The sequence below is a fragment of the Bacillus sp. ISO11 genome (assembly GCF_003458115.1).
In the GTDB taxonomy this organism is placed as follows: Bacteria; Bacillota; Bacilli; order Bacillales; family Bacillaceae_G; genus Bacillus_A; species Bacillus_A cereus.
In genome coordinates this window covers 154,112-166,981 of sequence record NZ_QXCO01000003.1, presented here as the reverse complement: position 1 = coordinate 166,981, position 12,870 = coordinate 154,112, and the positions used below count along the sequence as shown (strand labels likewise).

Here is a 12,870-nt window from a genome sequence, read left to right as displayed (position 1 = left end):
TGAGTAATTAGGTTATAACGTTAATACGTATGATTGAATATTATAATAATATAATGGAGGTGATGTTATATGGCTCTTACTACAGGACCAATTGAAAACGTAGGAAATCAACCTGCTAATGCAAATAAAGTTAGGGTGAAGATCCTTAACCGTACTGCGGGCCCACTTACTGGAGTAGCTAGAGTTTTTAGACTTGACGGTTCATTAGTATTAATTGAACAGGTAAACTTCAATGTGAATTCTAATGCTTCTACTTTTGCAACTCTAAGTTTAGTTCATCCTACTTTTGGACAAGCATTTGAATATGAAGTTCAAATTGTTCCTAATCAACCTGGTGGACTATATAGTGTTTATGGACTAACAGCTGAAAATGTTATTATTACTGCACAACGTGTTGTGAACTCAGAATTGACACAGTTTCTTTAATTAAAATAGATTGGTGCCTATATGGTATCCAATCTATTTTTGTACTTATTCTTTAGAGGAAGAAGGGCTTTACACAAAAATAAAGACTGTTATGGAAAAAGGAAAAGTCGAACTATCATCTTGATTTTTATTATTTCTGTCTTAGACTGTATCTGTTTTGTTGCACGGTTTTCTTTGAATGCTTTTTATTCAAACTGTTTTTTTAAGTATTTATCAAATATGCATTATTGCATAAATAAATTTAAATTTATAAGTTAATATTAAACTACTTTTAAATTGTAAAGAATATTTTAATAATCTTTATAGGAGAAGGATATTTCTTGTTAAAAGTGAAATTGTTTGGAATGTGAATAAATAAAAAGTTTAGAAGTGATACAGACTGGATAGAGTCTTGTATTAAATAAACAGAAAAGGGGTAGGGGTTTCTAAAAGGTTTCGGGAGTTAGAAAGCATTTTTTAGTGAATAGCTTCAAATTATATTTTAAAGGGGAAATGGGTATATGAAGTTTCGAAATACAAAGCTTGCTATGATTACACTGTCTTCATTTTTTATTTTAGGTTCTGCATCTCTATCATTCACAGATACTATACACGGTGAAGTAGCTTCTGCATCAGCACAAGAGATTATTGTGAAAAATTATGACGATACATATTATAATAATGCAATAGGAAAAACGGGTTTAGAATTAAAGAAGGAACTGCATAATATTATTGATAATCATACAAAGCTATCATACAGTGCGGTTTGGGAAGCGCTAAGAGATACTGATGAGGACCCAAATAATAAAAATAATGTGATACTCTTATATACTGGTCGTTCGCAAGGGAAACTTACGAATGGATCAGGAGTAAATAACTGGAACCGAGAGCATGTTTGGGCAAAATCTCACGGTGACTTTGGAACGACTGCAGGACCTGGAACAGATCTACATCATTTAAGAGCGACGGATGTATCTGTAAATAGTTCACGAGGGAATTTAGATTTTGATAATGGTGGTGTGAATCATTCTGAAGCGACAGAATGTAAATATGATAGTGATTCTTGGGAACCTCGTGATAGTGTAAAAGGAGATATTGCTAGAATGCTGTTTTATATGGCTGTTCGTTACGAGGGGGACAACGGCGAAATAGATTTAGAACTAAATGAAAAAGTGAATAACAATAAAGATCCATACATGGGGAAACTATCGGTTTTATTAAAATGGAATGAACAAGACCCGGTCGATGATTTAGAGCGAAAGCGTAATGAAGTGATTTTTACAAAATATCAACATAACCGCAATCCTTTTATTGATCATCCTGAATGGGTAAATAAAATTTGGAACTAAGATTTTTAAAGGTATTATATTTTGATAGAAGGGATTGATCATTATGATCAATCCCTTCTTATATTTTTACTAGAATAAATGATTTTTATAGGATTGAAGAGGAGAATAGGATAGATATTTTATCAAGTTAATTATATATGGGTATTTTAGTACGGTCCCCACTCAATATTCACCCCAACAATAAGAAAAACAAGTCCAATGATAAACCAAATGAGTGCAAGTGGAGCCATGAAACGAATCCATTTTCCATAAGAAATCCCGCTTGCTGCGAGAACGCCCATTAAAACACCGGAAGTTGGATTAAGGCAGTTTACTACACCCTCGCCGAGCATAACAGCCTGTACTGTAACTTGGCGTGTAATGTGCATGAAATCAGCTAATGGAGCTAATATCGGAATAAAAATAACCGATTCTCCTGTCCCGGATGAAATAAGGAAATGTAATGCAGCACTACTTACGTACATACCGATAACGCCAAATACAGGGCTTTGTCCTTCAAGAGACTGTGCGAGTTGGTTAACGATAGTATCAAGTAATTTGCCTTGTTCTAAAATGACTGAAATACAACGAGCCATTCCAACGATTAGAGCACCGTAGATAAGATTTTGGCAGCCAGTTAGAAAAGTAGATGCGATATCGTTTGCTTTCATACCACCTATTATTCCGGCTGTAATTGCTATGAAAATAAAAGTAGCGGTCATTTCTGCGTCCGTCCAATGTAGACGAAAAGCGCCTATTAAAAATACAATTAACGATAAAGCTGAAACGAGTAAAATTAATTTATGACGTATCGTCCAAGGAACTTCTTTTTTCTCCGCTTCTTTTTCGCTTGAAAGAGCGTTACTTGGAAACCAGTTTTCGCCAAGAATGCTTCCTTTATTCGATTTTTTCAAGCGCTTTACATACCAATTAATATAAAGGATAGTGGCAAGTAAAAAAGATATATAGATTGCGGTGCGTAAACCAATCCCGGAAAACATCGGAAGTTCTGCGATCTTTTGTGAAATGCCTAAAGGTGAGGGGGATAAAATAGTAGCATTAAAACCAGCATAAGTGCCTAAATAAATAATTGCTACACCGACGATAGCGTCCCATTTTAACGTGCGTGCAACGATGATACCGATGGGGATAAAACCGATAACTGAGTTAACGATAATACCAGTCGTTCCAAGAATAGAAAAGAGCGCAGCAACTATACAAATGAAAAGTAATTGCTGATTCCGAAATTTGTTAATAACATGATAGATTAAACCGTCAAGAGCACCTGTTTTTTCAAGAATTGCAATGGCTCCACCTGTAAATAAAATTAGAAAGATAATAGGAGCAGCAAGTGTCATTCCTTTTTCAATAGCGGTAAAAAAAGAAACAAATCCTACGGGTGATTGCGGAACAGAATGGTAGCTTCCCGGTATTGTCGTTGTAACGGTCCCATTTGTAACTCTTTTAAATTCTCCAGCGGGAACGAAATAAGTAGCAATGGCGCAAAGTAAGGCAATAAAAAATAGTAGTACGTACGCATCAGGCATTTTAAACTTTTGTTTACTAGTTTGTTTTTTTGCCTCAGTTTGTATTTGCATAAAATCCCTCCTTCTTCACTTGGTTAATTTTTAATATTCTGAATTTAATCTGTGAAATAGATTATAATAAAGGTAGCTTCTTAAGGCAATAGTTTTTGTATCCTTTTCCCGCACATACAAATTATTGCAATATTAGACAGGGAAACGATAATAAGCCAAGAATATGTTATGTAGAAAGAAAAAGGAAAAGAGGGAACAAGATGTGGAAAACTACAGATCTATGTGATGAATTTGAAAAGGAATTACAAATATGTCGCCAGTCTTTTCGGTCTTTTGGGAAGAAAGAACAATTCCACGGGAAAATTGCAACTGTAAAAGTGAAAGATGATAATGTACTAGTGAAGGAAGGATTGCAAACATTACCAGAAGGAACAGTATTAGTTGTTGATGGCGGAGCGTCTAGGAATTGTGCATTACTTGGTGATAATTTGGCAGCTATTGCGGAAGAAAGAAAGCTAGCAGGAATTATTGTGAATGGGTATGTTCGTGATTCTAGTGAACTAAAGAATATTAATATTGGTATTTTAGCGTTAGGGACAATGCCAAATAGAAGTGTGAAAGAAGGAAAAGGAGAACGAAATATTTCATTGCATTTTGGACAAGTGGATTGGAATCCAAAAGAATATGTTTATGCGGATGAAGATGGCGTCATTATTAGTGAAAAGAGTTTACATAGTTAAGAGTTAATAAGTTATTATTCTTAGAAAATAAATCCGATAAAGCATGGACAAAATTCTTTGTCAATAGTAAAATAATACAGAAATTTAAAATTTACAGAATGTATAGGTTTATCGTTTTACGATAACTTAAATGGAAGTAAGTTGTGCCAAGAAAAGTGAATGTTATCACAATGATACGTTCATAAACAAAATTATTTTTTCCTATACAAATATAGCCGCGAATAATGCGGGTAGGAGGTGTTGTACATTTTTGTTCGACACTTACAAAAAGAGAGTGTCAATCGCACGCCCTTGAAGGGCCTTTTTTTGTGTAAATGGTAGTAAGGGAGGAAATTTTGGGATGGCAATGTTGAAAAAGTGGCTGCTTACGTCGTTAATGGCAGTGACACTTGTATTTGTTTCTTTTGCGAATACAGTACATATTACGTTTGCTGAAGAAAATACAGCAAAACTTGCAATTATTGGGGAATCACAAAAAGGCATTATGTTATGTCCGAAAGAAGAGCAAATTAAAGATGGGGAAACAGCTTTAAGTTTGCTGCAAAAGGTCATGGGGGACAAGGTAGAATCTGAAACGATGTCGTTTGGAACATATGTAAAAGGAATCGATGGTTTAATGGCCGGGGCTACAAGTGCTTGGCTGTATGATGTAAATGATAAGTCTGCAGAAGTCGGAGCAGATAGTTATAAATTAAAATCTGGAGATGTTGTTGTCTTTCGCTTTGTTTCAGACTGGAGCAATATAAGCCAGGAAACATTGAAAGAAACGTTAGATAAGTTCGGGACGTGTAAAACAGAAGAACCTAACGGTGGCAAAACAGAAGAACCAGAACCAGAAGGTGAAAATGGTAAACCGACAGTCGATCCAAAACCGGAAGATGAAAATGGTAAACCGACAGTCGATCCAAAACCAGAAGGTGAAAATGGTAAACCGACAGTTGATCCAAAACCGGAAGGTGAAAATGGTAAACCGACAGTTGATCCAAAACCAGAAGGTCAAGATGATAAAAAAACAGAACAACCACAGCAAGAGAACATTCAAGTTCCAAGTGCACAATTAAATGAAGCCATTTCTAAAACATCAGACAAGATGTTACAAGATGGAATTGAAAGTGACTGGGTAGCTGTAGCGCTTTCTCGTTCTGGAAAGAATGTGCCAATTGAGGCAAAATTAAATTATGTTAAGTCAGTAACTGAAAAAGTAGAAAAGCGTATTAACCGTTTTTCAGCGACAGATTTAGCTAGAACAATTATTATGATGAATGCAATGAGTGCAGACCCTAAAAATGTAGGTGGACATAATTTAGTTCAAAAATTGTATGAGTCAGATAAAGTGAATTCTGTTACAGGTTATGCATTTGCTTTACTTGCATTTGATACGAAAAAGTATGAGATTCCAGTTGAATCAAAATGGAACAGAGTTGCTCTAGTGGAAGCACTGTTAAATAATCAGCATACAGACGGTGGATGGACTTATAATAGTTCAGGTAGTAAAGATAGTGCTAGTAGCGTTGATGTAACAGGTATGGTTTTATCAGCATTAGCTCCTTATCAAGAGCGATCAGATGTGAAACCAGCTATACAAAAAGCTGTTGCGTATTTATATAACGAACAGTTGCAAAATGGCGGTTTTTCAGCTGATGGACAAGAAAATTCAAATAGTACTGCGCAAGCAATTATTGGATTATCGCTTGTTAAAGATGTAGATCAAAATCGTCTTCATAAGGCAATGCAAAACCTATTATCATATCAACTTTCAAATGGTGAATTTAAATGGTTACCAAGTGATCAAAATGGTAACGGAATGGCTACAGAACAGGCTCTTTTAGCATTACTTCAATTTAAGGAAATGGGAAAATCTATTTATGATTGGTCTAATGTAGACGCTGGTAATGTAATTAAGCCAAAACCGATTGAAGAGCCAGAAAAGGTCGTTGAACAAGAAAATAATGTAGTAGAAAAAGAAGTTATTGAAGAACCGAAAGAACAAGACCAAGTACAACAAGAAACAAAAGATGAAAATCTAAAAGTAGTTGTAGATAACGAACCGGTTAAGAATAAAAAAATCGGAAACGGTAACAGTCTACCAAAAACAGGAGCATCTTCTCATAGTGCAGCAACAGAAGTAGGTATGGGTGTATTATGTATTGCTTCTGCATATGTATTATGGAGACGTAAAGCAGCTTAACAAAAAATTAGGAGCAAATATTTGCTCCTAATTTTCGTATGAAAGGTGAGAGATAGGATGAGTAAGGTGAAATGGTTCATTTCTTTACTGCTTTCGCTCGGGCTACTTGCCGGATGTGAAGAGGCAGCTGTAAAGCCTGAGAAGAAGGTAGAACCGAAGCAAGAAGAGGTAGCGAAACAAGAAGAACAAAAAGATGAAGCGAAGCCGGAAGAAAAAACAGAAGAAAAGCAAGCTGAATCAGAGCAAAAGCAGCAAGAAGAACAGAAAGAGAAACAAGAACAAAAAGTAGAAGAGAAGCCGAAAGAGGAAAAGCCACAGGCACAACCAGAGGTAAAGAAAGAAGAGAAACAACAGGAACAACCGAAAGAACAACCGAAAGAACAACCTGCTGTAAATAAGCAACCAGAGCAGCAACAAGTACAAGAAGAGAAACAACAACCGAAAGCATCAGGAGTAAAAGAAGAAGCAAAGGTTGTGAATCAGCCGAAAGAAACACCGAAGCAGGAGCAAAAAGAAGATCCGAATAAAGCGGAGAAAACGATACCGACTCCGGCAGTACCAAAACCTGAACCACCAAAACCAGATCCAGTACCAGTACCGAAACCGCAAGCAAAACAAGTAACAATCTCGGTAAAAGGAAATAACGGATATATAATGGGTGCGAAAAAGATGGATGTACAAGATGGCGATACTGTGTATAAAGTATTACAACGTACAGGATTAGATGTTGATGCAAGCGGATCTAGAGATAGTATTTATGTAAAAGGTATTAATGATTTATATGAAAAAGATATTGCGGATACTAGTGGATGGAAATATCGTGTGAACGGTGCTTTTCCAAACCATAGTGCTGGTGTAGCTACGGTAAAACCAGGAGATACAATTGAGTGGGTATACGTATTACAATAAGAAAGGCATTCGGTAAAGGGCTATGAAAATAAGTTTTTCTTCTTTACATCCTTTTGTGAATTTTTTCTATTATATCGGGGTGATGATACTATGTATGATGTGTCTTCATCCTCTTTTTTTAATTGGAGCAATAGTATTAATTATTATGTTAAATGTGATGCAAGGAAATAGCGAAAAGATAAGAAAGATGCTACCGAGCACAATTGTTTTCTTCTTTATGGTAATTTTATTTAATTCGTTATTAACGCATAGAGGTCGAACTACGTTATTTTGGTTAGGTGATAGCCGTATTAAGCTTGAGGCGATTATGTTTGGAATAGTAATGGGGTTATTACTAGTTGCAGTTATGTTTACGTTTGCGTCATACAATGATATTATTTCCAGTCATAAATTTTTATATTTGTTTTCAAGAATTTCACCGAAAGTTGCATTGTTAACGATGATTACAGTGAGATTTGTTCCTTTGTTTATGAGAAGATTACAGAAAATAACACTCGTCCAAAAAACGAAAGGTGTACAAGTAGATGCAGGTTCCATTATTGAACGCGTGAAAAATGGTATGCAACTATTGCAAGTATTATTAATTTGTTCATTAGAAGATGCACTGCAAACGGCAGATTCTATGCAAGCTCGTGGATTTGGTGTAACGAAGCGCACGACATATATTCGGTATAGAATGGAAAGACGCGATTGGTACACGCTCAGTTATTTAAGTATTTTATTTATAATTGCTATTATATGTAGTACGTATGGCGGAGGAAAGTTAATCATTTATCCGAAAGTCGAATCGATTCTATTTCAGCAATACGATGGGATGATGTTTGTCGTATTTACGATGTTTATTAGTTTACCAATCATAATGGAAGGAAGGGAATGGATATGGTGGCGCATGCAGAAATAAACAATTTATCATTTGCATATGCTGATGAAAACGAAAAAGCGTTACAGCATATTTCTCTTTCTGTTCAAAAAGGAGAGTTTATTGCACTTGCTGGAGGATCGGGATCTGGGAAGACGACTTTATTAAAACATTTTAAAAAGGAATTACTTCCAATCGGTAAGCGTACTGGGGATACATATTATGATGGTACTTTATTAGAAAATGTACCGGATTTGTTATCTGCCCAAGAAATTGGCATGGTATTTCAAAATCCAGAAAATCAGCTCGTAATGGATACAGTAATTCAAGAATTAGCATTTTCTTTAGAAAATATCGGATTACCATCTCATGTTATACAAAAACGAATAGCCGAGCTTATTAGCTTTTTAGGATTTCAAGATTTATTGCACCAATCTGTTCATACGTTATCTGGTGGGCAGAAGCAGCTTGTCAATTTAGCTGCGGTATTAGTTATGCAGCCGAAATTGCTATTATTAGATGAACCGACAGCGCAGTTAGATCCAATCGCTGCAAAAGAGTTTTTAGGATTATTAAAACGGATTAATGAAGAACTTGGAATTACGATTATTTTAAGTGAACATCGTTTAGATGAAGTTATCCCGCTTGCAACACGCGTTGTTTGTATGGATAATGGCCGTATTATGTATGATGGTAGTCCTAAAATTGTTATTACGGATATGTGGGGAGTAGAAACATTCCGTCCATTTATTCCGCAAATTCCAAGGCTATTTTTAGAGTGGAATGTGAGAGATATTCCGTTTACAGTGCGAGAGGCGCAAATGAAAATGAATGATTTTGCAGCGATATCATATGTAAATGAGCCAATAACACAAAGTGAAAAGCAAGAGGTAATTTTAAGCGCAGAGCATATTTCGTTCCAATATGAAAAAAATAGTCCGCTTATTTTACGTGATTTATCAGTTTCGATTGAAAAAGGAAAATGGGTAGCACTCGTTGGGAAGAATGGTACAGGTAAGTCTACACTGTTAACAATTTTAGCAGGATTACAAAAAGCGAGAAGAGGGAAAGTAAAGTGGAACGGAAAAGTAATACATAAAATTGATTCGAAAGAACGTTTTAAAAGTATTGGGTATGTATCGCAGCATCCGTATTATCATTTTACATTTGATACAGTATGGGACGAGGTTTATGAACGTGCACGTGAATTATACGGAGAACAAGGAAAAGAAATAGCAGAAGATACGCTAAAACAGTTTTGGTTGTATTCGCTTAAAGAACGCCATCCGCACGATTGTAGCGGAGGAGAGCAACAATTACTTGCGTTATGTACGACGTTATTATCAAAGCCGACTTTATTATTACTGGATGAACCGACAAAGGGATTAGATCCATGGAAGAAAGAAAGAGTAGGAGAGCTATTTAGGAAGCTACAAAAAGAAGGTACAACAATTGTAATGGCAACGCATGATATTGAGTTTGCAGCGAAATACGTTGATCAATGTATGATGCTATTTGATGGAACAGTCATTATGAATGATGCACCGAAAGAATTTTTTAGCGGCAACTTCTTTTATACAACATCTATTAACCGATTCATTCGAAAAGAATTGCCATATGCATTAACGTGGGAGGATGTGTACGAAGCTTGTCCAAACGATATGTTGCATTCATAATAAGTATCTTTGCAGTAATAATCGGCACATTACTTCTTACGACACTTGTCATGGACGGTTATTACATGTTAAGTAGTTTGTTTATATTAGCGGTTATTATGTTACCTTTCTATATCCGTTTTGAAAGAAAGGCGTTTGTTTCACGTGAAATTGTTCTCGTTGCTGTATTAGCGGCAATTGCAGCAGTAAGCCGGGTGCCATTTTCTATTTTACCAAGTGTACAACCAACTTCTTTTGTCATTATCGTTTCTGCAATTGTATTTGGAAGTGAAACTGGTTTTATGATTGGTGCTACAGCAGCAATTGTATCTAATATTTTTTTAGGACAAGGTCCATGGACACCGTGGCAAATGTTTTCGTGGGGTATGATTGGTTTTATAGCAGGTCTACTTCGTAATACATTTTTTATGAAAAAGCTATGGGGAAGACTTCTTTACGGAGTAATTGTTGGCTTTTTATTTGGCTGGATTATGAATTTCTGGGGCCTTCTCGGTTTTATACGAGAAGCAACGTGGGAAACTGTCATTTCGTATTATATCGCAAGTTTTTACTTTGATTTGAGCCATGCGATTTCGAATGTTATTTTCTTATTACTATTTAGTACTTCATGGATTACGATTCTTACAAGATTTAAAAAGAAATACGGTATATTAGATGAGCATAACGTGACATAGAAAAGCATACTCATATAAGGTAGGGTCGCGACTTACATATTCGTTTGCCTCTTTCATGCTTCTTACATATTGTAAGGAGCATTTTTTTGTCAAAAAATCGATTTAATATACATCCGTTATTATATAAAATTATTTGTATAATGGTAGGTGAGAACTTTTTTCAAAAGTGAGGTGTATAGTTAATGAAGTTAGTTATTCCGAAGCAACATGGTGCATGGGCTATGCTTGTTATTCCTTTTTTATTAAGTGTCATACTTGGGAAACCTACTATTTATCATATTCCATTGTTTTTAGCGTGGTTTTTTATCTATTTAGCCACGTATCCATTTCTTACGTACATAAAGCAAAGACGAAAAAAAGAGTTTTTACAAGCTGCCATTGTTTATTTCAGTATTGCGTTCCTATTTGGGATGATTTCTTTATTATATGAGTGGCGAATTCTTTTATTCGTAATAGTAATGATTCCATTATTTATAGTGAATATGTATTACGCTCGTCAAAAAAATGAAAGAGCACTATTAAATGATATTTGTGCGATTATTGTGTTTTGTATCGGTGGATTAATTAGTTATTACTTTTCAATGAAGCAAATCGATCATACAGCTATATTCATTGCACTTATTTCATTTTTATACTTTTTAGGTAGTACGTTCTATGTGAAAACGATGATTCGTGAAAAAAATAACCCGAAGTATCGTCTTATATCTTGGGGATATCATATCGTATTAACAATAATCATATTTGTGATTAATCCGTGGTGTTCTCTTATTTTTATACCAAGTGCCATTCGAGCAATTGTGTTGTATGGCAAAAAAATTTCTATTATAAAAGTAGGAATTTTAGAAATTGCTAATTCTGTATATTTTTTAATTATAACGGCAATAATTATGAAGTATGCCATTTGAAAAAACTTCCCATCAATTGATGGGAAGTTTTTAATCTTTTTCTAAAATGTGAACGGTGTACTCGCAACGTTGAATAGCTTGTTCAACAGCATAAAGTGATTGTTCAATACGAGCGCGATTAAAATCTTTTTCAACTGTTTCGAGCGCTTCTTCTAAACAATTTTTAGCTTCTTGTAATGATTGAAAAGAATCTTGTACATATCCGCGAGCATTTTGATGCATTTAATAATCCTCCTTGCGTGTTCGTATATGGGTAGTATGAACAGTAAGGAAGAAAATATAATTTGTTATATTTATTTGACAATTAAAGTGGAATTACGTATAGTAAGAATTAAGTGAATATTTTCTTATCCAGAGAGGTGGAGGGACTGGCCCGATGAAACCCAGCAACCGCGATGCAGGTGCTAATTCCAGCAGAACATATTTGTTCTGGGAGATAAGACGAAGATATATACGTAACTTCTTCTTATCGGAGAGGTTTTTTTATTGCAAAAAAACCGATTACGAAAATTTATATTAAGAAGAAAGGGGTTGCGCATTACTGTGACACTCGAAAAATACGTAAAACTGCGTAGTACAGTTTATGAATATATGATAGAGCAAGATAAGCCGATATCATTGTTAGATATTCAAGAACATATCGTTTCGCATCATGAAGGAAAATTCACGAAAAAGATGTTGCATCAATTTTATTTATCAAGATTATTAGACGAACTAAAACTGGATGGGAAAATTACATTAGCTGATGAATATCTCTATGCTGAAAAAGGGGTATTGTATAAGGCGAGAAAAGGGAGCTAAGCTCTCTTTTTTTCTTAAAATAACGGAGTATGTAGAGTAAAAGACTGCTAAAGCAGCCTGATACAGGGAATGGTGTTGAGTGTGTAGTGTCAAAAATTGAATGTGCCTGAAAGAGGCAATTCATATCGGCTGCAAATGAAAAGAGACACCTTCGCCGAATAGGTGTCAGTCGTTTTGTCATATAGACTTGCTATTTGACAGTTATTAGAATAACATACAGGATTTTTGAAGTCAAAAGGGAATTAAAGGAAGGCGTACAATTATGTACGCTTACTTATTAGAAGATATAACGAAATGGATTCCAAAGTACATTGTAGATAAGGGATATGAATATTATGAAGATGGACATGTAGAAGATGTTGAAATACATGATAAAAAAGTGTTTGCTTTCGTTACTGGAAATGCAGGAAATTATGAAGTAGTTATCGATCTCGAAGATTTTTCAGAAAGTAGCTGCGAATGTCCATATGAGAATCTTTGTAAGCATATGGCGGCAGTTGTTTATGATATTCAAGGTGCTGGTGAGAGTGCAGTTAAAGAGAAACTGAAAGATTTAGAAAAAGAAGAATTACTTATATTATTGAATCGATTATTGCAAAGTTCGAAAAACGTACAAATTGTAGAGAAGTTATTAAAGAAGGGGAAACTTTAACGTATAGAGGGAGTTGTTATGTAGTGAACGTACTAATTGTATACGCTCATCCTAATCCTTCAAGTTTTAACGCGGCGATTTTCAATCATGTGCAAAAAGGACTACCGGAAACAAATCATTCAGTTACGCTGCTTGATTTATACAAAGAACAATTTGATCCAGTCCTCGTATTTAATGAAGAGAAGAAAAGGCTCG

General features: G+C 35.1%; 13 protein-coding genes, 1 pseudogene and 1 riboswitch. Of the genes and pseudogenes, 12 read left to right on the top strand and 2 right to left on the bottom strand.

Annotated features, from left to right (window positions below):
* The first annotated feature begins 69 nt into the window (after positions 1 to 69).
* Both D1166_RS04560 and D1166_RS04555 read left to right on the top strand, forming a co-directional pair.
* The gene (locus D1166_RS04560) at positions 70 to 426 is read left to right on the top strand and encodes a hypothetical protein (RefSeq protein ID WP_001229418.1); all 357 of its coding nucleotides are present in this window, start codon (positions 70 to 72) and stop codon (positions 424 to 426) included.
* Between the two features lie 500 nt (positions 427 to 926).
* A complete protein-coding gene (locus D1166_RS04555; protein WP_000672200.1) occupies positions 927 to 1,754 on the top strand; it encodes an endonuclease I family protein in 828 nt (275 codons plus the stop codon).
* Positions 1,755 to 1,900: 146 nt separating this feature from the next.
* Here the strand turns inward: D1166_RS04555 and D1166_RS04550 are convergent, their stop codons facing one another.
* Entirely contained in the window at positions 1,901 to 3,331 is a 1,431-nt protein-coding gene (locus D1166_RS04550) for a YfcC family protein (RefSeq protein ID WP_074625653.1), read from the bottom strand.
* Between the two features lie 200 nt (positions 3,332 to 3,531).
* Between D1166_RS04550 and rraA the strand changes: the two genes are divergently transcribed.
* From rraA to D1166_RS04515, 7 genes are all read left to right on the top strand, one after another.
* Positions 3,532 to 4,011, top strand: a complete 480-nt coding sequence (gene rraA / locus D1166_RS04545) for a ribonuclease E activity regulator RraA (protein WP_088361252.1) — start codon at positions 3,532 to 3,534, stop codon at positions 4,009 to 4,011.
* 340 nt (positions 4,012 to 4,351) lie between these two features.
* A complete protein-coding gene (locus D1166_RS04540) occupies positions 4,352 to 6,199 on the top strand; it encodes a DUF4430 domain-containing protein (protein ID WP_088361251.1) in 1,848 nt (615 codons plus the stop codon).
* Between the two features lie 57 nt (positions 6,200 to 6,256).
* Positions 6,257 to 7,108 carry a DUF4430 domain-containing protein gene (locus D1166_RS04535; RefSeq protein WP_097861785.1) on the top strand — a complete coding sequence of 284 codons (852 nt, stop codon included), beginning with the start codon at positions 6,257 to 6,259 and terminating at the stop codon, positions 7,106 to 7,108.
* 22 nt (positions 7,109 to 7,130) lie between these two features.
* Positions 7,131 to 8,009: an energy-coupling factor transporter transmembrane component T gene (locus D1166_RS04530; RefSeq protein ID WP_009326692.1), complete on the top strand. Its 879-nt coding sequence runs from the start codon at positions 7,131 to 7,133 to the stop codon at positions 8,007 to 8,009.
* A complete protein-coding gene (locus D1166_RS04525; RefSeq protein ID WP_118043253.1) occupies positions 7,982 to 9,643 on the top strand; it encodes an ABC transporter ATP-binding protein in 1,662 nt (553 codons plus the stop codon). Before D1166_RS04530 ends, D1166_RS04525 begins: the two co-directional genes overlap by 28 nt.
* Complete coding sequence (locus D1166_RS04520; RefSeq protein ID WP_000044916.1) at positions 9,616 to 10,317, top strand: ECF transporter S component; 702 nt, start codon at positions 9,616 to 9,618, stop codon at positions 10,315 to 10,317. The genes D1166_RS04525 and D1166_RS04520 overlap by 28 nt, the downstream gene beginning before the upstream one ends.
* 182 nt (positions 10,318 to 10,499) lie before the next feature.
* Complete coding sequence (locus tag D1166_RS04515) at positions 10,500 to 11,222, top strand: YwiC-like family protein (RefSeq protein WP_000779980.1); 723 nt, start codon at positions 10,500 to 10,502, stop codon at positions 11,220 to 11,222.
* 30 nt (positions 11,223 to 11,252) lie between these two features.
* Here the strand turns inward: D1166_RS04515 and D1166_RS04510 are convergent, their stop codons facing one another.
* Positions 11,253 to 11,444 (bottom strand): hypothetical protein, encoded by a 192-nt coding sequence (locus tag D1166_RS04510; RefSeq protein ID WP_000554032.1) that lies wholly within the window; start codon positions 11,442 to 11,444, stop codon positions 11,253 to 11,255.
* 122 nt (positions 11,445 to 11,566) lie between these two features.
* Positions 11,567 to 11,665: riboswitch (SAM riboswitch) on the top strand.
* Between the two features lie 100 nt (positions 11,666 to 11,765).
* Between D1166_RS04510 and D1166_RS04505 the strand changes: the two genes are divergently transcribed.
* The 3 genes and pseudogenes from D1166_RS04505 to D1166_RS04495 all read left to right on the top strand — a co-directional run.
* The gene (locus tag D1166_RS04505) at positions 11,766 to 12,023 is read left to right on the top strand and encodes a hypothetical protein (protein ID WP_000171476.1); all 258 of its coding nucleotides are present in this window, start codon (positions 11,766 to 11,768) and stop codon (positions 12,021 to 12,023) included.
* 262 nt (positions 12,024 to 12,285) lie between these two features.
* Positions 12,286 to 12,675, top strand: a complete 390-nt coding sequence (locus tag D1166_RS04500; protein WP_000271496.1) for an SWIM zinc finger family protein — start codon at positions 12,286 to 12,288, stop codon at positions 12,673 to 12,675.
* Between the two features lie 23 nt (positions 12,676 to 12,698).
* Positions 12,699 to 12,866, top strand: a pseudogene (locus D1166_RS04495) (NAD(P)H-dependent oxidoreductase); the annotation flags it as partial.
* Positions 12,867 to 12,870: the final 4 nt, after the last annotated feature.

Excerpts from the sequence above, each read along its gene's own strand:
- D1166_RS04515 (WP_000779980.1), top strand. The coding sequence starts at position 10,500 with ATGAAGTTAGTTATTCCGAAGCAACATGGTGCATGGGCTATGCTTGTT.
- D1166_RS04535 (WP_097861785.1), top strand. The coding sequence starts at position 6,257 with ATGAGTAAGGTGAAATGGTTCATTTCTTTACTGCTTTCGCTCGGGCTA.
- D1166_RS04555 (WP_000672200.1), top strand. The coding sequence starts at position 927 with ATGAAGTTTCGAAATACAAAGCTTGCTATGATTACACTGTCTTCATTT.
- D1166_RS04560 (WP_001229418.1), top strand. The coding sequence starts at position 70 with ATGGCTCTTACTACAGGACCAATTGAAAACGTAGGAAATCAACCTGCT.
- rraA (WP_088361252.1), top strand. The coding sequence starts at position 3,532 with ATGTGGAAAACTACAGATCTATGTGATGAATTTGAAAAGGAATTACAA.
- D1166_RS04530 (WP_009326692.1), top strand. The coding sequence starts at position 7,131 with ATGAAAATAAGTTTTTCTTCTTTACATCCTTTTGTGAATTTTTTCTAT.
- D1166_RS04550 (WP_074625653.1), bottom strand. The coding sequence starts at position 3,331 with ATGCAAATACAAACTGAGGCAAAAAAACAAACTAGTAAACAAAAGTTT.
- D1166_RS04540 (WP_088361251.1), top strand. The coding sequence starts at position 4,352 with ATGGCAATGTTGAAAAAGTGGCTGCTTACGTCGTTAATGGCAGTGACA.
- D1166_RS04525 (WP_118043253.1), top strand. The coding sequence starts at position 7,982 with ATGGATATGGTGGCGCATGCAGAAATAAACAATTTATCATTTGCATAT.
- D1166_RS04510 (WP_000554032.1), bottom strand. The coding sequence starts at position 11,444 with ATGCATCAAAATGCTCGCGGATATGTACAAGATTCTTTTCAATCATTA.
- D1166_RS04500 (WP_000271496.1), top strand. The coding sequence starts at position 12,286 with ATGTACGCTTACTTATTAGAAGATATAACGAAATGGATTCCAAAGTAC.